Consider the following 19919-nt stretch of genomic DNA (forward strand, 5'->3'; position numbering starts at 1 on the left):
CTTATAGTCTGCTCTTTCCGTTCACCCACTGGTGTTGCCATTTGGGGTATGCTTTGACCAGGATTTTCTCCGGCCAGGTGCCGTTGTAGGCGTAGCCCACGCGGCGTTCGTGCTCGATGTCGGCCAGGGAGGCGTGCTTCACCCCGTCGCGGCCAACGTAAATCGGCTGATTGGTTTCCAGGTCGTAGAAACGCGCCCACAAAGTAGCGCCGGGCTCGGCCACGACTCTCCTGTCCTTACCTGTTGGCTGCGCCGGGTCGTCCACGTCCTTGACCGCAAAGCCCGGCATTTTCACCGCGTTCAGCCAGGCCACGGCAGCCTCTATGCTGCGCTTGATTTCGGGCGTGGGATTGTCCACGTCCATCAGGAACTCCACGATGCCCACCGTCTCCATACCGCTCAGCGAAGCCAGCTCAAAGGCGCGGGCCTTGCAGGGCAGCAGGGTGCGGCGGTCGTGCTGGGCACACCAGGCGGTGAGCTTGCCCTTTTGCACGTACTGGGTGCGCAGAATGCAGCTGATGCCGCGCTGCACGGCCTGCTGGGCCTGCGGCACCAGCGAGAAGTCCACCAGGGCATAGTCGCCCTGCTTGTCGGCCACGCCCTTAAGCAGGCGCAGGGCCCGGATCATGGCGTTGTCGTTGTAGGTAATCTGGGCGCGGTAGGAAGACGAATCGGGGTAAAACTGCGGGAAGCCCCCGTTCTTGTGCTGCATCAGCAGCAGGTAGCGGATGCCGCGCTCGGCCGCCTGCCGGTAGGCCGGGTTGCTGGTGCGCTTGAAGGCCCCGAGCAGGTAGGTTATTTCGCGGGTCGTGGCGTTGTTGTCGATGGTGGCGTCCTTGCGGCCGGCGTCCTTGCGCGTGGCGGCCCGCTCGGCCGTAGTCATCGGGTGCGAGTAATCCACCTTCTTCTCCCCTACTGCCTTGGGCCAGCCCCCGATGGCGCGCTGGTACACCAGCATGCGCTCGGCCATGGAGTCCTGAGCAACGGCCACCGCCGGCGCGGCAGGTGCGGCCGGAGCAGCTTGCTGGGCGCCGGGCGTCTTGCTCTCCGGGTTCCAGCGGCCGCCGAAGGTCCAGGCGGCGTTAATCTGCTTGGCCGTCGGGGCGCCTTCGGCCGTGCTCAGGTTGTCCCGGTGCCAGGCGAAGTCGCCGCCTTTGCGGTGGCAGCCCGAGTAGTACACCCGGCGGCCCCACACCGGCGTGCCGGGGCCGGAGGGCGCGTGGTAGATGTCGGCGTCGGCCATGTTCTGCGGGAACTTGCAGCCGATGAGGTAAAACTGCGACTCGCGGTGGTAGCGGCCCAGCTTGAAGCCCGGGTCACCCTCGAAGCGGCAGTTTTTGAGGACGGTCTTGGAGTCCTTATGGCCGGAGCCGTCGTGCCAGATGGCGGCCGAGGTGTTGTGGCAGATAAAGCGGCAGTTTTCGGCGTAGGCCCAGCCGCGCGGGCAGTAGAAGTCCACTCCGCCTTCCATGGTGCAGTCTTTGAAGTAGAACTGTCCGCCCTCGGTGTCCCAGGGGCTGACGGTGTCGCCGCCGTAGGCCCGGAAGGTACACCGCACAAACTTCATCCGGGGCGAGCCGGCGAAGGTGCGCAGGGCCATCTGGTGGGTGGTCTTCGTCAGCTTCTTCTTGCCCGTGGGGTCGGTGGGGCAGTTGATTTCCTGCTGCTCGGGCGCGTCCAGTCCGTAGCTGTTCACCACGGTCAGGTTCTCGAAAGTCAGGTCCGGCGCGTTGCGCACATTCACCGTGGCTACGCCCCAGTCGTCCTGGTTGCCGGCGCAGCGGGCGGCTTCGCGGGCCAACGACACGGTGATAATCGTGCTCTTCTGGCTCTGCCCGCGCAGGGTCAGGTTCGCCTTGCCGTCGATGTAGAGCTGCTCGCGGTAGGTGCCCTTCTTGACGAAGATGGTGCGGGGCTTAGCGGCCTGGGCCGGCAGGCTGTTGATGGCCTCCTGAATGCTGCGAAACTGCCCCGAGCCGTCGGCGGCTACGGTGATTTGCTGGGCCGCAGCCGGGCAAGTCACGATAGTCAGCAGGCCCACGGCCAGCAGCAGGTTGGTCAGCCATTGTTTCATCACAGCGCGCATCACATTGCTCCCCGTCAGCCGGGGCCGTTACACAAAATCTTCCCGCAGCGGGCTGAACGAGTCCAGCAGCACGCCCGCCTGCCGGCAGGTGGTGCCGTGCAGGGTGTTGCCGGGCACGAAGCAGGAGTCGCCCGGGCGCAGCACGCGGGTTTCGCCGGCTATGGTATACTCAAACTCCCCGCTTTCCACGTAGCTGGTCTGCGCGTGCGGGTGCTGGTGCTCGGCGCCCACGGCGCCGGTTTCAAACGTGACCTTCACCAGCATCAGCGCCGGGCCGTAGGCCAGCACCTGCCGGCGCACGCCCTCGGCCACGACCTCCCCCGCGGGAAGGCCGTGGCCGGCGTGAAACAGCACGTGGGGTTCGGTGCTCATCCGCTGGGTTAGTAGCCGGCGTTCTGCTTCAGGGCCGGGTCGGCCACCAGCGTCGACGACGGGATGGGCAGCAGCTCCTTGCCCTGGCCGGGCACGTACTCGGCCGCCAGGCCCGAGCCGATGCTGGTCGAGGTGGTGGTGGTCGAGCCCAGGGTCAGCGAGTACACGGTACCGGTGGGGCGCAGGTTGGCCAGGTAGGCCGCGTCGATGGCCTGGCGCCAGTTGACGCGGGTGGTGGTGCCGCTGGGCGGGGTAGCCGGGGCCGGCCGGTAGAACGAGCGGACCCACTGCACGGTGCTGGTGGTCGGGGTGCGGAAGTACATGTACTGGGGCACGTTCTGGTAAGGAGCCTGGTTGCGGGCCATCTTCTCCAGGTTGGCCTTGGTTTCGGCCAGCTTGGCCTCGAACAGGTTCCAACGCAGCAGGTCGTACTTACGAATGCCTTCCGAGCCAAATTCCAGCAGACGCTCGTTCACCAGAGCGTTGAAGAAGTCGGCCTTGCTGCCGAGCGAGAAGCCGGCGGCGGTCAGCGTGGCGGTGGCGCGGGGCTGGTTGCCCCCGAAGGCGCGGGTGCGCACTTTCATGAAGGCATCCTGGGCGGCGGCGGTGGGGCCGTTCAGCTCGTTCTCGGCTTCGGCAAACATCAGCAGCACGTCGGCGAAGCGGATGATGGGCCAGTTGTAGTTCAGGTAGTTGCTCTGCCCGGTCAGCGGAGGATTGCGCCAGTCGCGGCGGAACTTGCCGTCGGTAATGGCGCTCAGGGCCACGCCCGACTGGAAGTTGCTGTTGTTCGGGATGGTGTAGGTGGTGATGGTCACGTCGCGGCGCGTGTCCGTCGAGTCGAAGGCGTAGAAGTAGGTCGGCACCACGTTCACGGCGCCCTGCGTCGAGCCGTAGGTGCCGTTGACGAACTGCAGGCGCGGGCCGTTGTAGTAGCCCAGCTTGCTATCCGAAGCGGCCGTGGAGCCGCCCATGCCCACCTGGAAGATGATTTCGTTGGCACTTTCCGAGCGCAGCTCGTTGATGCTCTTGAACACCTCCAGGAAGCTCGGGTTCAGGTTGTGCTCGGTGGGCCGGTTCATCAGCTCCAGGCACTCCTGCCGCGCAATGCGGTAGTAGTCGAGGTAGTCGGGCTGGCGCACCATGGCCAGGTCCTTGAGCCAGTAACCGCCGCGGTACAGGGCAATGCGGGCGCGCAGGGCCTTCACGGCGCCTTTGGTAATCCGCTCCCCGGTCGCCGAGGTATTGGCGTTGCTGCGCCAGGGCACCAGTTTTTCGGCAATGGCCAGGTCCGCCACCAGGCGGGTCAGGGTCTGGGCGCGGTCGGCGTTGGGCAAGAACACGTCCTGGCCCGAAACGGTGGGCGTAAACTGCGCGGGCACGTCGCCCCAGTTGCGCACCAGCTCAAAATAGTACTGGGCGCGCAGGGTCAGCGCTTCGCCGTGCAGGCGGTGCATGGCGGCGGTATCGGCCGGCGAGCCGCCGTTGTACAGCTCCGAGGCCGGAATCTGCTGGATGCAGATGTTGGCGCGCTCCACGCCCTGGTACAGGGTGTTCCAGGGGTTGGTAATTTCCGTGTTGGTCGAGAGGGACTTGTAGCGGGCAATGCTGCGGCGCGCCCCGTCGGTGGCCCCGGGCGAGCCAATCATCTCGTCGGAGTCGTAGGGGAAGTACATGCTCACGCGGGTGCCGTAGCTCTGGTCGCCCGAGAGCGGGTCGTAGGCCCCGATGACGGCGGCCGTCGCGCCGGCCACCGTGCTGAAGGTATACTCGGTCGTGTTGAGCGCCACGGGCTCCACGTCGAGGTAGTTGCAGGAAGTCACCAGCCCGGCGGCACCCACCAGCACACTGGCGGCCAAAGCGGCGCGGAACGTAAATGCGGATTTCATAGGAGAAGCGGGTGGGGAATTAGAGGGAGAGGTTCACGCCGAACAGGAAGGCGCGGCTGCGCGGGTAAGCGGCGTAGTCGACGCCGGGGGTCAGCGGCGTGGCGCGGCGGGTGTTCACCTCCGGGTCGTAGCCCGAATACTTGGTGAAGGTGTACAGGTTGTTGAGCGTCACGTAGAAGCGCAGGTTCTGCACGTGGGCGCGGGTAGTCAGCGTCTTGGGCAGGGTGTAGCCCATGGTGAAGTTGTTCACCCGCAGGAACGAGCCGCTTTCGATGGCCCAGGAGTGCAGGAACAGGTTGCCGGTCGGGCGCCAGATGTTGGCGTTCTGGTTGACTTCGCGCAGGCGGTCCAGCGAGGTGATGGGCGTGCCATCGGCCTCCAGGATGCGGTAGCGCGAGTTCATGTCGTCGAGCACGTTGCTGAACACGGTGTTAGCCGTGTTCGTGGTAAACTCAATCTTGTTGGCGTTGTAAATGTCGTTGCCCAAGACAAAGTTCAGGAACAGGCTGGCGTCGAAGCCCTTGTAGGTAAACTGCTGGTTCAGGCCGCCCACCACTTTGGGGTTGGCGTCGCCGATGACGGTCTGGTCCAGGTCGTTGATGAGCCCGTCGCCGTTGAGGTCCTTGAGCTTGAGCAGGCCGGGCTGGGCGGCCGTGTTGTCGGGCGTGCCCGCGGCCAGAATGCCGGCCTTGGGTACCCAGCGCTGGGTGGTGGTGTTGTAGCTCTCGAAGTCGTCGGCGGTGTAGTAGCCGTCGGTGACGTAGCCGTACATCTGGCCCACCGGCTGGCCCACGCGGGCCACGAAGTCGCGGGTGAGGGCGGTGCCGCCCCAGCCCGAGGTGATGCCGGGCAGCTCCTGCAGGTTGTCGCCCAGGCTCTCAATCTTGCCGCGGTTCAGGGCCGCGTTGGCCGTGGCCGTCCAGGTGAAGTTGGCGTTGTTGACGATGGTGCCCGTCAGCTGCACTTCCAGGCCGCGGTTGGAGGTCTTGCCGATGTTCTGCAGCTGCGAGGTGTAGCCCAGGAAGGGCGGAATCGGCCGGTTGATCAGCAGGTCCGAGGTCGTGTTGTAGTACGCGTCGACGGTGAGCTGAATGCGGTTTTCGAGCAGGGCCAGGTCCAGACCGATGTTGCGCGAGGTGGTGTTTTCCCACTTCAGATCGGGGTTGGGCAGCGACGACGGCGCCGAGCCCAGCACCTGCTGGCGGTTGATGAAGTAGGGTGCGCTGCCGGCCGAGAACAGCTGGTCGGTCAGGAAGTCGCCGATGCGGTTGTTGCCGGCCAGGCCGTAGCTCAGGCGCAGCTTCATGTCGTTGACGGCCGAGAAACCTTTGAAGAAGTTTTCCCGCGAGATGCGCCAGGCAAACGAGGCGCCGGGGAAGTAGCCCCAGCGGTTACCCTCCTTGAACTTCGAGGAGCCGTCGGCGCGGAAGGTACCCGTAAACAGGTACTTATCGTCGTAGGAGTAAGTCAGGCGGCCGAAGCCCGAGAGCAGACGGTAATCCTGCGGCACGCTGGTGCTGGGCAGCACCGGCTGCGAGGTCTGGCCGGTGGGCAGCACGCCCTGGTTGATGTTGGCCCAGGCCCGCTCGGCGGTAATGTCCAGCGGCAGGAAGTTGGTCTGGATGTACTGCTGGGTGTTGCGCTGCTGGTAGATTTCTTCCCCCACCAGCACGCCCAACGAGTGCACGCCCGATTTCAGGCTGTAGTCCAGCACGTTGGAGTTGTTGAGCGTGTTCTGCACGCCCGAGGTGATGGAGGCCGTCGGCAGGTTCTGGTAGTTGCCGGCCGGCTGGCGCAGCAGCGGCGAGAAGCGGCCGTTGAAGGTGTTCACGGCGGCGTTGGTGATGTCGAAGCCGGCCGTGGAGCGGAACGTGAGGTTCTTCAGCAGGTCGAAGGCGATGGTACCGCCCACGTTGAAGGTCTGGCGCTTGTCCTCGCGGAACTCGTTGTCGATGGCCACCGTGGGGCTCACCAGCGTCGACACGGCCAGGAACTCTTCGTCGAAGGTGTTCGGGTCGAGCACGGCGCCGGAGAGGCGCGGCACGGTCAGCGGCATGTACTGCACCGCGTTGCGCAGGCGCGAGGTGGTGTTCGAGCCGGTGGAGGAAGTACCCGCGCCGTTGGTTTTCTGGTCGTTGAAGCGCAGGTTCAGGCCCACCCGGAACCGCTCCGAGGCTTTGGTATCGAAGCGGAAGTTCACCAGCTTCCGGTCGTAGTCGGAGCCGCGCTGAATGCCTTCTTCCTTGTTGCGCGTCAGGCTCAGCGAGTAGGTGGTGCCCTTCACGCCGCCGGCCACCGACACGTTGTGCGTCTGCTGGAACGCCTCGCGGCCGAACACCTCGTCCTGCCAGTCGATGTTGGGCGCGTTGCGGGCCCGCATCAGGGTGTCGCTGTTGAAATTGGAGCTGCCGAACAGGGAGCGGAACGAGTTCAGCCCGCCCGCGCCGGTGGCACCGGCCAGGAAGGCACGCTCGTACTGGTAATCGAGGTACTCGCTGGGGTTCATCACGCCCAGCTTCTTGGTGATTTTGCGCACCCCGGCAAAGCCGTTGTAGCTCACCACCGTGCGGCCTTCCAGGCCCTTCTTGGTGGTGATGATAACCACGCCGTTGGCGCCGCGGGCGCCGTAGATGGCCGTGGCCGAGGCGTCCTTCAGCACGTCCACCGACAGGATGTCCTGCGGGGCAATAACCGACAGCGCATTCTCAATCTGAATGCCGTCGACCACGTACAGCGGCGAGTTGTCTTGGGTGATGGAGCCGCCGCCGCGCACGCGCACCTGCACGCTGGGGTTGCCGGGGGTGCCTTCCGAGGAAGTCAGCTGCACGCCGGCCAGGCGGCCGTTCAGGGCCTCGGCGGCGGAGTTGACGGGAATGTCCTTGAGCTGCTTGGCATTGACCGAGGCCACCGAGCCGGTTACGTCCTTCCGTTCTACGGCCTGGTAGCCGATTACCACCACGTCGCTCAGCGTCTGGGCGTCCTCCAGCAGCTTCACGTCCACGCTGGTCCGGTCGCCGACTTCCACGCGCTGGGTGGCGTAGCCCACGAAGGAGAAAACCAGGGTGGAGCCGGGCGCCACGTTCAGCGTGTACATGCCCTCGGTGTTGGTCGTGGCGCCGTTGGTGGTGCCGGCTACTACCACGGTCACGCCGGGCAGCGCCTCCCCTTGGTCGGAGCGAACCACGCCCGACACCGTCCGGGTTTGCTGAGCTTCGGCCACCACCGCTACACTTAGTAGCGACCCGGCCAGCAGTAATTGTTTTTTCATGGTAAGAACGAAGTGGGAATCAAAGGCAGTTGAGAGGAGTAGCGCAGCTGGGGCGGCGCTCCGGGCCGAACCCGCGGCGGCAGGTGCCGACCCGGCGGGCTCCGATTGCGGGAGCAGTTAGTACCTTTCCGGGGCCGAAACAGCGGGTGAGGCAGTGCTTCCTTACCGGGCGGTTTGTTAATTTTCATAGCTCCCCCGACAAAAGAAACCGCACCTCCGACTTTATTTGCGCAATCGTTGTCGGGAACGTTGCCAGTTCGCAAAGCCAAGCCCTTGCCGCTGCTTCGGCCTTCCTTACCCTGCTGCACTCTCCTGCCCCGGCGTAAAAAAAAGCCCGTAGCTACGCCCCGTCAATAATTGCACTTTCACCAGCCCACCTGCTTTGGATACCGTCACCATCAAAGATATTGCCCGCGCCCTGAACCTGTCGACTTCCACGGTTTCGCGGGCCTTGCGCGGCAGCTATGAAATCAACCCCGAGACGAAACGGCTGGTGCTGGAGTACGCCGAGCGGCTCAACTACCGGCCCAACCCCATTGCGCTCAGCCTCAAGGGCAGCTCCTCGCGGGCCATCGGCGTCATCGTGCCGCAGATTGCCAACTACTACTTCTCGCAGGCCATCAACGGCATCGAGGCCATTGCCTACAACCGCGGCTACCACGTCATCATTTTCCAGACGCACGAGTCGTACGAGCGGGAGGTGGCCAACGTGCAGCAGGCCCTGGCCCGCAAGGTCGACGGCCTGCTGATTTCGCTGTCGAGCGAGACTTCCGACGTGGAACACCTGCGCGAATTGCAGGAGCGCAACCTGCCCATCGTGCAGTTCGACCGCGTGTCGAACGAGCTGAACACGACCAAGGTAGTGGCCGACAACTTCGCCGGGGCCTTCGCCGCCACCGAGCACCTGATCAAGTCGGGCCGCAAGCGCATTGCCCACCTCACCATCCCGCCGTGGATCAGCATCACGCAGGAGCGCCTGGCCGGCTACCGCGCCGCCCTGGAGCAGTACGGCCTGGAGTACGACGAGAACCTGGTGCGCTACGGCACCTTCGGCCCCGACGAGGCCGACAAGCTGGTGGACGAGCTGCTGGCCCAGTCGCCGCGCCCCGACGCCTTTTTCACCGCCTCCGACCGCCTGGCCCTGGGCGCCCTGGCCGCCCTGCAGCGCCGCAACATTGCCATTCCGCAGGAAGTCTCGCTGATCGGCTTCACCAACCTGAACGTAGCCGATCTGCTCTCCCCCTCGCTGAGCACCGTGGTGCAGCCGGCCCAGGAAATCGGGCAGATGGCCGCCGAGCGCCTGATCGAGCTGATCGAGCGGAAGCAGAAAGCCGCCCCGCCCAGCACCATCGTGGTGCCCTCCCACCTGGCCGTGCGCGAGTCGACGCGGGTGAGTGAGTAGGTGAGTACGTAAAAGAACGTCATCCTGAGCATGTCGCGCATCAAGCGAGGACGAAGGACTTTCCTCACACCCGGCACCAACTGAGAAGCGCAGCCACCAACGCCCTGCTGTTGGTGGCTGCGCTTTCTCGTTCTGGCTGCTTGGCGTCAGCGCGTTGGCATCAGCGGCGGTGCGGGGCTAAAGGAAGGTCCTTCGCTCTGCTCAGGATGACGGGCTTGTTACCTACTCACCCAATCCCCTAATCACTCACTTAGCCTGCTGCAGCAGCCAGGTGGCCAGGTCTTTGGCGGCGTTGAAGTTCTGGAACTGGGCCGGAATCTTGCGGCCGTCGACGTACTCGGTGTACAGCCACGGGTCACCCACGGCGAAGACGGTGCCCTTGCCCACTTTGGCGGTGGCCATGATGACGTACTTACCCTGGCTGATGAGCGGTTTGGCGGGGCCGCTGAGGGTGAGCGGGGCCAGCTCCTTGATGTAGGCGGCGCGGGCGGTTTTGAAGACGGCATTGCCGGCCGGCAGCTCCACCAGGCCCTGCTCAAACTGACTGCCCTTGACCATGTTCAGGTTTACTGCGTCGAAGTGCATGCCGAAGGCTTCGGCCAGCTTGTTGAAGCGCGGAATTTCGCAGTTGGAGGTGTCGTTGGCCATCAGCACCAGCACGCCGCCGGCCTTTACCCAGTCGGTTACGGCCTGCACGTCGGCGGGCTGCACGAAGTTGGGCTTGGCGGTTTCCTTTTTCGTGTCCGGGTCGACGATGATGTACACGTCCACGTTCTTGAGCGAAGCCGACGTGGGGGCCGTCGTCACGTAGCTCGTGCGGGCGCCCAGGTCGCGCCACTGCGTGCCCCAGAAGTAGAAGCCGCCGTGCGTACGGTCGTCCCAGGTGTAGTGCCAGGTTTCTTCCTGCCCGCTGATGGGGTTCTTGCGCAGCTCGTGGTTGAAGTAGTTGTCCACGGCCACGGTTTTGCCCTGGCCCACGGCCTGCCCGGCGGCCGTTTCCATCTCCACGCTGGCCAGGATGAACGGCCCGACGCCCTTCAAATCGTTTTTGCGCAGCGGCTCCGAGAGGTAGTACTCGAACGAGCCGTCCCGGTACGGGTTGCCGCCCAGGCCGCCCACGCTCACCGTGCCGTTCAGGGCCAGCGCGCCGCCGTCTTCGGCCACGAAAGTCTTCAGCAGCCCGTCGTAGCCCTTGCGGGCGGCCTCGGCGTACTTCTTGTCGAGGTAGCCCATGCGCACGCCCTTCTGCAGGAAGTACACGAACATGCTGCTGCCCGAGGCCTCGGCGTAGTTGCCCTTGCGCGCGGCCTGGTCGACCACCAGCGCCCAGGTGCCGGTCTTGGCATCCTGGTACTTCACCAGCACGGGCGCCAGGCGCTGCGCGTACTTGATGAGGTTTTTCCGCTCGGGGTGGTCCTGGGGGAAGTAGTCGAGCACGTCCACCAGGGCCATGGCGTACCAGCCCATGCCCCGGTCCCAGAAGTTCGGCGACTGGCCGGTCTGCTTGTTGGCCCACTTCTGCTCCCGGCTTTCGTCGTAGCCGTGGTACAGCAGCCCGGTTTTGGGGTCGACGAGGTTCTTCTCAATCAGCGCAAACTGCTTGGCCACGTCGTCGAAGCCGGCGGGCTGGTTGAAGACCTTGCTGTACTCGGCGTAGAAGGGTTCGGCCATGTACAGGCCGTCGAGCCACATCTGGTTGGGGTACACCTTCTTGTGCCAGAAGCCGCCGGCCTTGGTGCGCGGCTGCCCTTCAATCTGCTGGCGCAGCAGTTGGGCTGCCTTTACGTACTTCTGCTGGGTGGCGGCGCTACCCAGGCTTACCTGGCTCAGCAGCAGCACGGCGTGGCCGGTGGTGAGGTTGTCGAGGTTGTAGTCCTCCAGCTTGTAGGTGCGGATGCTGCCGTCGGGCCGGATGTACTGGTCGAGGTCCTTTTGGATGTAGGTGAAGTACTTCGGGTCGCCGGTTCGCTGCCACACGCGCTCCAGGGCCTTCATCATCAGGCCCTGCTCGTAGTCCCAGCGGGCCGTTTTGCGGTTGCCGATGACGATGGAATCCGGAAACCAGCCGATAAACGCGTCGGCCATGCGCTGCGACATGGCCGGCTTGGCGGCTGGCGCCTGCTGGGCCTCGGCGGCGGGAGCCAGGGCCAGCAGGCTCAGCAGCGGGAGAAGAAAGCGGTTTTTCATAGAAATGGAGAGACGGAACTGGCGCCGGTTTAGCAACTGAAAGTTGCGTAACCGGTGCCGAAAATCGGGCAGGCTTTCAGCCTGCGTTTGGCGCCCGTCGAGCAGGAGTTACACGCAGGCTGAAAGCCTGTTTTATGGCGGGCACCGGTTACGCGGTCTTCGACAGCTAAACCGGCGCCAGCGCCCTAGCTTTTCGAAATCGACACGGCTTTCTTGGGGGCATTGGCCCCCATTTCCACGTCTTTCTTGGCCGATTTGGTGTTGGTGTTCTGCACCTTGATGTTCTTGGTCCGGTCGCCGCTCACGCGCAGCATCACCTCGGCCCCGCCTGCGTAGCGGATGCCGTCGAGGGTGATGTCGCGGGCGTTCTGGATTTCCATCACCGGCTTGGTTTCCTTCGAGAGCAGGGTTACGTTCTTGAGGCGGATGTTCTCGGCCTCCTGGCACACCAGGCCCTTGTCCGACTCCAGCACCGCGTTTTCGATGCTCACGTTCTTGATGGCCATTTCGGGCAGGCCGCGCACCAGAATGCCGGTTTCGGCGCCCTTGCAGGTTACGTTTCTGATGGTGAAGTTGCGCAGCTGCGGCGTGCCCTCCCCGACCGGCTCGGCCTTCATTTCGGGCGGCGCCGTCGACTCGCCTTTCAGCGGCACGGGGTCCTTGGCGGCGTAGTACATATCGAACAGGATGGCCTGGCCGGCAATGTCGGTCATGTCCACCCCGTCGATGAAGATGTTCTCCACCACGCCGCCGCGGCCGCGGGCCGTCTTGAAGCGCAGGCCCACGTCGGTGCCCATGAAGGTGCAGTTCTGCACGTACAGGTTGCGCGCCCCGCCCGACATTTCCGAGCCGATGACGAAGCCGCCGTGGGCGTGGTACACGCGGGTGTTGCGGAAGATGAAGTTCTCGGTGGGCACGCCGCGCTTGCGGCCCTGCTCGTCGCGGCCCGACTTGATGCAGATGCCGTCGTCGCCCACATCGAACAGGCAGTCCTCCACGATGCCGTTGCGGCACGACTCCAGGTCCAGCGCGTCGGTGTTCTGACCGTACCAGGGGTTTTTGGCCGTCACCCCGCGGATGATGATGTCGTCGCAGAGCAGCGGGTGGATGGTCCAGGCCGGGGAGTTCTGAATGGTGAAGCCTTCGAGCAGCACCCGCTTGCAGCGCTGCAGGCTAAGCATGTTGGGCCGCAGGAAGTCCTTCACGTCCTCGAAGTCCTTCACATCCTTTTTGTCAGCCGTGAGCACGCCCGGCAGCTTCACCGTGGAGGCTTTCAACGACTGCGCTGAGGGGTACCACATGTCCTTCTTGTCGTTGAGCGCGCCGCCCGAGGCCACCAGGTTGTCCCACTGCGTCTCGCTGAGCTTGCTCTTCTTGACCGGGCGCCAGGCGTCGCCGGCCCCGTCGAAGGTGCCCTGGCCGGTAATGGCAATGTTTTCCAGGTCGGCGCCGTAGAGCGGCGAGAGGTTGCGCACCGCGTCGAGGCCCTCCCAGTTGGTTTTGATCAGCGGGTAGTCGGCGCGGTTGGCCGAGAACTGCACCAGGGCGCCTTTCGCCAGGTGCAGGTTCACGTTGTTCTTGAGCACGATGGGGCCGGTCAGCCACAGGCCGCGGGGCACCAGCACCACGCCGCCACCGGCCTGCGAGCAGGCGTCGATGGCCTTGCGGAAGGCCTCGGTGTTGAGGGTCTGGCCGTCGGCCACGGCGCCGTGCTTCACGATGGAAATCGTGTCGGCGCGGAAGGCGGTGGTCTTGACGGCGGGGAGGTTGGGGGTTTGGGCCAGGGCGGCCAGCGGGCCGAAGCCGGCAAGCAAACCGGCCAGCAATAATGCTTTCATGGGCAGCAGCGGGGTGGGAAAAAAGGGACGGACGGCGCGGCAGCACGCGGGCCTGGGCGCACGACCTGCGCCCGGCAGGAGCGGCCGAAAACAACCGCCACCACTGGCCGCACGACGCACGGCGGCCATTCTAAAAGCTGATATTAGGCCAAAGCCGGCGGGCGGCACGAAACGGGTCAGGGTTTTATTTGCGCAAACGATGTCGGGAACGTTCTCAAAAACATTCCCGCGGCCTAGGCTGTAGGAGCATAGATTTTTCCGCGTTCTTCGAGCGGTTGAACGTCAACGCTAGTCCGGTTGCCCCTTCGAACGTCATGTCGAGCCCCGCGAGACATCTCGCGTACTTCGTTGACCGACGCCGAAGGAACCTCATGTCGGGCGAAGCCGGGACATCTCGCTCGATAGCAATTCCTTCGTTAAACGATTGGGTTACTATTCTGCGTCAGCCCGCGAGATGTCTCGGCTTCGCTCGACATGACGTTCGACGAACCGCGTAAGTCCCATACCACAACCCGCCGCCTGCGTTGCGGCGCCCTTCTTCCCTACCCATGCCTAAAATCGTTTCCCCGCAGGTCGAATTCAGCGGACTGCTCGCCCAGATCAAGCAGGTCACGCCCGAAATCTTCGCCGACAACGGCACCAACTACCTCAACCTGCTGGAGGGCCGCTGGCAGGAAGCCGGCAAGCCCCAGGACTTCGTCTCGCCCATCGACGGCAGCACCCTGGGCCAGCTGCCCATGCTGGACCGCGCCACCGCCCTGCGCGCCGTACAGGCCGCCCATAAGGAAGCCGCCGACTGGGCCAAGGTGGACCTGGATGAGCGCAAGCGCCGCGTGCAGGACTGCCTCGACCAGCTGCGCGCCAACGTGGACCTCATCGGCAAGCTGCTGATGTGGGAAATCGGCAAAACCTACAAGCTGGGCTTCACCGACATCGACCGCTGCATCGACGGGGCGCAGTGGTACGTGGACCACATCGAGGACATGCTCGGTAAGCGCGAGCCGCTGGGCGTCGTGTCGAACATTGCCTCCTGGAACTACCCCTTCTCGGTGCTGATGCACGCCGTGCTGGTGCAGGTGCTCTGCGGCAACGCGGCCGTGGCCAAAACGCCCACCGACGGCGGCTTTATTTCCCTGAGCCTGGCCTTCGCCCTGGCCCGCCGCGCCGGCCTGCCCGTGACGCTGGTCAGCGGCTCGGGCGGGGAGCTGAGCGACGTGCTGGTGAAGGACCAGGCCATCGACTGCCTGAGCTTCGTGGGCGGGCGCTACAACGGCCGCAACATCGCCGATGCCTTGGCCTCGGTGCACAAGCGCTACATGCTGGAAATGGAGGGCGTGAACACCTACGGCATCTGGAACTTCACCGACTGGAACTCCCTGGGCGAGCAGCTGAAGAAGGGCTACGACTACGGCAAGCAGCGCTGCACGGCCTACGTGCGCTTCGTGGTACAGCGCAGCGCCTTCCCGCAGTTCCTGGAAACCTACCAGACGGCCATCCGCAGCCTGAAAGTGGGCAACCCCACGCTGGTCGATAACCCCGACGACAAGCTGGCGGACCTCGCGTTCGGCCCGGTGATTAACGCCCGCCAGGCCGAGGACCTCGACCGCCTCTACGCCGACGCGCTCAAGACCGGCGCCACCCCGTTCTACGAGGGCCAGCTGGACGACTCGCTGTTTTTGCCCGGCCAGGACCGTTCGGCCTACCGCGCCCCGCGGGCCCTGGTAAACCTGCCGCGCCAGAGCGAGCTATACTTCAAGGAACCCTTCGGCCCCATCGACTCGGTGGTACTGGTGGACCGCGTGGAGGAGTTGGTGGGCGAAATGAACATTTCCAACGGGGCCCTGGTGGCCGCCGTGGCCTCCGACGACGCCAAGTGGGCCGAGCGCACGGCCAAGGAAGTACGCGCCTTCAAGGTGGGCATCAACAAGCTCCGCTCCCGCGGTGACCGGGAGGAAGTATTCGGCGGCCTGGGCGAGTCGTGGAAGGGCGCTTTCGTGGGCGGCAAGCTGCTGGTGGAAGCCGTGACGCAGGGCGCCCCCTCGGAGCTGGTGCTCGGCAACTACGAGGACGCCATCCTACTGCCGGAGACGACCTGAGTGCAACAGATTTAGTAAAAAACCCGTCGGCTGCTTCAGCTGACGGGTTTTTGGTTTTTGGTGGAAACCTTGAGCCGGCCTCTATATTGCTCCCCAGGGTTCCGTGCTTTCGGCGGCCGCCCGCGTTTGCTGCGTTAGCCATACCGTATGCCTGTTTTCTACTCCCGCTACCTGCACGCCGCGCCCCTGCTCCTGAGTGTCTTCCTGCTGCTGGCCGGCGCCCTGCTGCTGACGGACGCCACGCGCGGCGGCTTCCGAACGACAAGCGCCCCGGCGGCCGGCACGGAGCAACAGACGCTGGCCGAGCCCAAGCTGCACACCGTTACCGTACACCAGGGCCGGGTGGTAGCCCGCAACGGCCAGCCCGTAAGCCCCGACTCCACAGCGCCTGTTGCGGCGGCTGCCTCAGCGCCGGGGCGGGGCTCCTGGCTGGGCGTCAGCAGCGGGCCGGGGCGCCTGGCGGAGGGCTTTCTGGGGCTGCTGAGCCTGCTGCTGGGCTCCTTTGGAATGCGCCAGGTCTACCGGGCCCGGTTTGCCCCCGACTTCGGGCAGTGGGCCGCCGAAGGGCAGCCCGAGGCGCCCGTGTTTGCCTTCGAGGACGCGCAGCTACGACTGCTGCGCCCTTACCCCTTCGCGGCGTCGCGGCTGGCGGGCCGAGGCTGGGTGGCCGCCGGGGAGTTGACCGAAGTCGGTGCCGACGGCCGCAGCGCCGTGCTGGCCGGCGACGAGCTGATCTTCTTTCCGGCCGCCGAGCCCGGCGCCCTGCACGCCTTTGCCCGGCGCAACGGCCTGCCCGTGGTAGCGCGGCCTGATGTGTGGCACCTGCTGGCCGCGCCCCTGGCCGCCGACTACGACGCCACCGAAGCCGGCAGCCTCGATGCGCAGCTGCACGCCCAAGGCCTCGGTGCGGCCGAGCAGCGGCGCATCCGCCGGCAGCTGCGCGCCTGGTGGCTGCTGCAGCCCTGGCGCTGGCCGGCCCTGGCGGGCGACGCGGACGACCTTCACTACGACCACGCCGAAGTGCTGCACCTGACCGGCGCCGGGCTGCTGGAGCGGCGGCGCTGGTACTGGTACACCATGGCGGTAGCCCTGCGCGCGGCGGCCTGAGAAAGTGGCCGCGCCGGGGCCGGATGGCGCAAGTGCCATCGGCCGCCTATATTTAGGCACCATGCCCAAGCTCTCCGACCGCGGCCAACGCCTGCCTTACTCGCCTTACCGCAAGCTCACGCCCTACGCCGACGCCGCCAAGGCCCGCGGCGTCCACGTGCTCCACCTCAACATCGGCCAGCCCGACATCGAAACGCCGCCGACCATGCTGGCGGCGGTGCAGCAGGCCAGCATCCGGGTGCTGGAGTACAGCCCCACGGCCGGCTACCCCAGCTACCGTCACAAGCTGGCTGGCTACTACCAGCGCATCGGTATGCCGGTGGTGGCCGAGGACATCCTGGTGACGACCGGTGGCTCCGAGGCGCTGCTGTTCGCCTTCATGTGCTGCTTCAACCCCGGCGACGAGGTGCTCATCCCGGAGCCGTTCTACGGCCCCTACCTGGGCTTTGCCGAAGTCACCGGGGTGCGGGTGGTGCCCGTGCCCTCCTACCTCGACGAGGGCTTTCAGCTGCCGCCCATCGAGGAGCTGGCCGCCCGCGTGACCGAGCGCACCCGCGCCATTCTCATCTGCAACCCCAACAACCCCACCGGCTACGTGTACCGCCGCGACGAGCTGCAGCAACTGCTGCAGCTCTGCCAGCAGCACGATTTGTACCTGCTTTCGGACGAGGCCTACCGGGAGTTCTGCTACGAGGCCGAGTTCGTCAGCCCGCTGCAGCTGCCCGGCGCAGCCGAGCACGTGGTGGTGCTCGATACCATTTCCAAGCGCTACAGCGCCTGCGGGGCCCGCATCGGGGCTTTCGTGACCAAGAACAAGGCGCTGTACCAGGCCGTCTTCAAGTTCGCGCAGCTGCGGGTGAGTCCGCCCGGCCTGGGGCAGCTCTTCGCCGAGGCCGCCGCCGAGCTGCCGCCCAGCTACTTCGACCACACCAAGGCCGAATACCGCGCCCGCCGCGACCTGGTACTCCGGCGTCTGCGCGCCATGCCCGGGGTGGAGTGCCCCACCCCCAGCGGCGCCTTTTACATCATTGCCCGCCTGCCCGTCGACGACTCGGAGCGGTTTGCGCAGTGGCTGTTGGAGGAGTTCAACCACCAAGGAAAGACGGTGATGATTTCGCCCGCGGCGGGCTTCTACGCCACGCCCGGCGCCGGCCGCCAAGAGGTGCGCCTGGCCTACGTTATCAACCAGGACGCCATCAACGCCGCCATGAACTGCCTGGCTGCCGGTCTGCTGGCCTACCCCGGCCGCGTGCTGCAGGAAGTAGGGTATGAGGGTGAGAGGGTAGGAGTGTAGGAGTTATTGAGTTTGCGAGTTTAAGAGAGTGGAAGTTTAAGAGTTATCGACCAGACAGCTCCTGCCCCCCTAAACTCAATAACTCCCAAACTGATAAACTCAAACAACTCCTACCCTCACACCCTCCTACCCCCATACCCTAACAAAAATGTCTCAATCTGACGCTGTGCCGGCCGAGGTGCCGGCCACCAAGAAATACTCCGCCGCCCTGCGCCTGTGGCACTGGAGCAACGCGGCCATCATTTCGGGGCTGTTCAGCACCATCCTGTTTTTGCGCTACATCATCAACATGCGCGGGCTGCGCGGCAAGATTCAGGAGGTGGGCAACCTGAGCGAGGAGCAGGCCCGCAGCATCGGGCGGCTGGTGAGCCACCGCATCTGGGACTGGCACATCTACCTGGGCGTGACGCTGGCCGTGCTGCTGGGCTGGCGCCTGGTGGCCGAAATGGCCGCCCCCGCGCTGCAAACCTTCCGCCACCGCCTGCGCCGTTCCAAGGAGCACCAGCAGGAGCAGCCCCGGGCCGCGTTCCGGCTGCGGCACTCGGTGCTGGTGAAGTACTCGTACCTGGTGTTCTACCTGCTGCTGACGGTGATGGTCGTCACCGGCCTCATCCTCACCTACGCCGACGACGTTAAGGCCCTGCACGACATCGAGCACACGGTGAAAGAAATCCACAACGTGAACATGTACCTGTTGCTGGCCTTCGTGGCCCTGCACCTGGGCGGCGTGGTGTGGGCCGAGCTGAACAAGGACAAGAACATTACCTCCGACATGATTCACGGCGGCGAAATCCGGAAGTAGCGGCCCTGAGTCAGCCGTACCCGGCCCGGCGCTCCTGGAACAGCACGTTTCGCGGGCGCCGGGCCGTTTTTTGTACGTCGCTGGCACGGTTTTGCGTTGACGCCCGGGCAGCTTGTCGTATTTTCGGCAGCGGCCCGCTTTTCCGCCTGTGCTTATGAATCCGTTGCGTCGGCCCCGCGTCCCTTTCCTGCTCGGCCTGTTGCCTCTCTTGCCGCTGCTGGCCCTCACCGGCCCTGCCAGCCGGCCGCCGCAAGCCCTGCCCCACCGCCTCACCCTGAAGCTCAACGGCGCTCCGGTGCCCGTCGATACCGCCTACTCGCGCATCGAGGTGTCGCAGGGCGCGGGCAAGGTGCTTACCCTGAACCTGATCCGCCGCGACGCCCCCGACGACCCGGGCCTGACCATCTTGGTGGACGAGTTCAAGCCCGTGCCGGCGGTGTACCGCTTCAAGGAAATTCTGAGCGCCCACGTCACCGAGGCCACTTACCGAGTGGGCAGCGAGGTAGCCGAGTCGCAGGCCTGCGGGGTGAATCAGGGCGAGGTGCGCGTGACGGCCGTGGACACCAAGCGGCAGATTCTGACGGGCACGTTCCGGGCAGTGGGCTGCTCCACCAATGCGCCCCGCAGCGGCAAGAAGTACACGTTCGAAGGCTCGTTCCGCTGCGCGTACGAACTGCGTTAGCGCGGCACTGTCAGCCGGAATTGCTGAGAGCAGGGGGTACGTTCTATTTCGCCCCGGAAGTTCATCCGTTGCACGTCCTGTACCTGCACGAGCAGTTGGTCATCAGCTTGTAGCTGTACGGGCAGCTGCGCTAAGTCAATTTCCCCGTCGGCGGGCCGCACAGATACGACGGGCAGCCCGCCGCGCAGCACCGTCAGCTGAAAATGGCCAACGCGGTAACGGGCATCTACGGGCATTGTAGTAGAAAAATCCGCCGCCGGTACTGCTTGCAGCACTACTCCAAAGCGCCTGTTAGGCTGCCTGACGGTATCAGGAGCACCGCCTTGGTCGATGGTAGCATTGCGCATGTCACTCAGCCAGCATCTGACCTCGGGCAGCGGCGGCACAACAGCATCAAATTCCCGGCGCGCCAGCAGTTTTGGTCCGCGCTTCACCAGTAATACCACCGTTGCCGCCGTGGGCACAATCAGCAGCTGCCGGTGCGGCTTATCCAGCGTCACCGTAGCGCCTTCCGCCGAAAACCGCAGCTTACCCCGCTCCGTCGGCACGCGCAACCGGTTCTCACATCGCAACACCAGCTGCGCCGAATCGGGCGACACGGAGTAAAGCGGAATGAGCGGCCGGGGCCGGCAGGTGGGTTGGGGAGCTGCTTCGGCGGATGCCGCGCTCCAGCCGCTGTTGGCGCTGTTCCATCGGTCGTGCGCTTCCGTGCAGGGGTCGGGGTAGCGCCAGAGCTGCGCCCGCGCCGCCCCCGGCAGCAGGCTGCTCAGTACCAGCAGGAAAGCAACGACACGCATAGCGGTAACAGCAAGACCTAAACGCAACAACGCCACCGCCGGCCTTTTATGCAAGGCCAGCGGTGGCGTTGTCGGTAGCTGCGTGGATTGACGGTTGGT

13 protein-coding genes are annotated in these 19919 nt (G+C 65.1%); 6 read left to right on the forward strand and 7 right to left on the reverse strand.

Features of this window, described 5'->3' with window-relative positions; translation table 11 throughout:
* Position 1: 1 nt before the first annotated feature.
* Genes pelA through EJV47_RS09570 form a run of 4 tightly spaced genes read right to left on the reverse strand, consistent with a single transcriptional unit; the run spans position 2 to position 7615 of the window.
* Positions 2–2074, reverse strand: a complete 2073-nt coding sequence (gene pelA, locus EJV47_RS09555) for a pectate lyase (RefSeq protein WP_165903680.1) — start codon at positions 2072–2074, stop codon at positions 2–4.
* A 39-nt stretch (positions 2075–2113) separates the two neighbouring features.
* Positions 2114–2458 (reverse strand): cupin domain-containing protein, encoded by a 345-nt coding sequence (locus EJV47_RS09560; protein WP_126692918.1) that lies wholly within the window; start codon positions 2456–2458, stop codon positions 2114–2116.
* Positions 2459–2466: 8 nt separating this feature from the next.
* The gene (locus tag EJV47_RS09565) at positions 2467–4347 is read right to left on the reverse strand and encodes a RagB/SusD family nutrient uptake outer membrane protein (RefSeq protein WP_126692919.1); all 1881 of its coding nucleotides are present in this window, start codon (positions 4345–4347) and stop codon (positions 2467–2469) included.
* A 19-nt stretch (positions 4348–4366) separates the two neighbouring features.
* Positions 4367–7615, reverse strand: a complete 3249-nt coding sequence (locus EJV47_RS09570; RefSeq protein WP_126692920.1) for a SusC/RagA family TonB-linked outer membrane protein — start codon at positions 7613–7615, stop codon at positions 4367–4369.
* A gap of 382 nt (positions 7616–7997) precedes the next feature.
* Here EJV47_RS09570 and EJV47_RS09575 point away from each other — a divergent pair, with 382 nt between their 5' ends.
* The gene (locus EJV47_RS09575; protein ID WP_126692921.1) at positions 7998–9017 is read left to right on the forward strand and encodes a LacI family DNA-binding transcriptional regulator; all 1020 of its coding nucleotides are present in this window, start codon (positions 7998–8000) and stop codon (positions 9015–9017) included.
* 246 nt (positions 9018–9263) lie between these two features.
* On the opposite strand, the gene EJV47_RS09580 is transcribed toward EJV47_RS09575, so the two are convergent.
* Positions 9264–11204: a glycoside hydrolase family 88 protein gene (locus EJV47_RS09580; protein WP_126692922.1), complete on the reverse strand. Its 1941-nt coding sequence runs from the start codon at positions 11202–11204 to the stop codon at positions 9264–9266.
* Between the two features lie 185 nt (positions 11205–11389).
* Entirely contained in the window at positions 11390–13042 is a 1653-nt protein-coding gene (locus tag EJV47_RS09585; RefSeq protein ID WP_126692923.1) for a glycoside hydrolase family 28 protein, read from the reverse strand.
* 548 nt (positions 13043–13590) lie between these two features.
* Here EJV47_RS09585 and EJV47_RS09590 point away from each other — a divergent pair.
* The 5 genes from EJV47_RS09590 (at position 13591) to EJV47_RS09610 (ending at position 19023) form a co-directional block, all read left to right on the forward strand.
* Positions 13591–15138, forward strand: a complete 1548-nt coding sequence (locus EJV47_RS09590) for an aldehyde dehydrogenase family protein (protein ID WP_126692924.1) — start codon at positions 13591–13593, stop codon at positions 15136–15138.
* Between the two features lie 147 nt (positions 15139–15285).
* Positions 15286–16245 (forward strand): hypothetical protein, encoded by a 960-nt coding sequence (locus EJV47_RS09595; RefSeq protein ID WP_126692925.1) that lies wholly within the window; start codon positions 15286–15288, stop codon positions 16243–16245.
* A gap of 61 nt (positions 16246–16306) precedes the next feature.
* Positions 16307–17539, forward strand: coding sequence for a pyridoxal phosphate-dependent aminotransferase (locus EJV47_RS09600; protein ID WP_126692926.1), 1233 nt, complete (start codon positions 16307–16309; stop codon positions 17537–17539).
* Positions 17540–17687: 148 nt separating this feature from the next.
* Entirely contained in the window at positions 17688–18341 is a 654-nt protein-coding gene (locus tag EJV47_RS09605) for a cytochrome b/b6 domain-containing protein (RefSeq protein WP_126692927.1), read from the forward strand.
* A 154-nt stretch (positions 18342–18495) separates the two neighbouring features.
* Positions 18496–19023, forward strand: coding sequence for a hypothetical protein (locus EJV47_RS09610; protein WP_126692928.1), 528 nt, complete (start codon positions 18496–18498; stop codon positions 19021–19023).
* Here the strand turns inward: EJV47_RS09610 and EJV47_RS09615 are convergent.
* Positions 19020–19622, reverse strand: a complete 603-nt coding sequence (locus EJV47_RS09615) for a GldM family protein (protein ID WP_126692929.1) — start codon at positions 19620–19622, stop codon at positions 19020–19022. The genes EJV47_RS09610 and EJV47_RS09615 overlap by 4 nt on opposite strands.
* Positions 19623–19919: the final 297 nt, after the last annotated feature.

Source organism: Hymenobacter gummosus (genome assembly GCF_003970915.1).
Classification (GTDB): domain Bacteria; phylum Bacteroidota; class Bacteroidia; order Cytophagales; family Hymenobacteraceae; genus Solirubrum; species Solirubrum gummosum.

Bases quoted from the DNA above. Each gene is read 5' to 3' on its own strand.
- EJV47_RS09560 (WP_126692918.1), bottom strand. From the start codon at position 2,458: ATGAGCACCGAACCCCACGTGCTGTTTCACGCCGGCCACGGCCTTCCC.
- pelA (WP_165903680.1), bottom strand. From the start codon at position 2,074: ATGAAACAATGGCTGACCAACCTGCTGCTGGCCGTGGGCCTGCTGACT.
- EJV47_RS09570 (WP_126692920.1), bottom strand. From the start codon at position 7,615: ATGAAAAAACAATTACTGCTGGCCGGGTCGCTACTAAGTGTAGCGGTG.
- EJV47_RS09580 (WP_126692922.1), bottom strand. From the start codon at position 11,204: ATGAAAAACCGCTTTCTTCTCCCGCTGCTGAGCCTGCTGGCCCTGGCT.
- EJV47_RS09585 (WP_126692923.1), bottom strand. From the start codon at position 13,042: ATGAAAGCATTATTGCTGGCCGGTTTGCTTGCCGGCTTCGGCCCGCTG.
- EJV47_RS09605 (WP_126692927.1), top strand. From the start codon at position 17,688: ATGTCTCAATCTGACGCTGTGCCGGCCGAGGTGCCGGCCACCAAGAAA.
- EJV47_RS09595 (WP_126692925.1), top strand. From the start codon at position 15,286: ATGCCTGTTTTCTACTCCCGCTACCTGCACGCCGCGCCCCTGCTCCTG.
- EJV47_RS09565 (WP_126692919.1), bottom strand. From the start codon at position 4,347: ATGAAATCCGCATTTACGTTCCGCGCCGCTTTGGCCGCCAGTGTGCTG.
- EJV47_RS09600 (WP_126692926.1), top strand. From the start codon at position 16,307: ATGCCCAAGCTCTCCGACCGCGGCCAACGCCTGCCTTACTCGCCTTAC.
- EJV47_RS09610 (WP_126692928.1), top strand. From the start codon at position 18,496: ATGAATCCGTTGCGTCGGCCCCGCGTCCCTTTCCTGCTCGGCCTGTTG.
- EJV47_RS09590 (WP_126692924.1), top strand. From the start codon at position 13,591: ATGCCTAAAATCGTTTCCCCGCAGGTCGAATTCAGCGGACTGCTCGCC.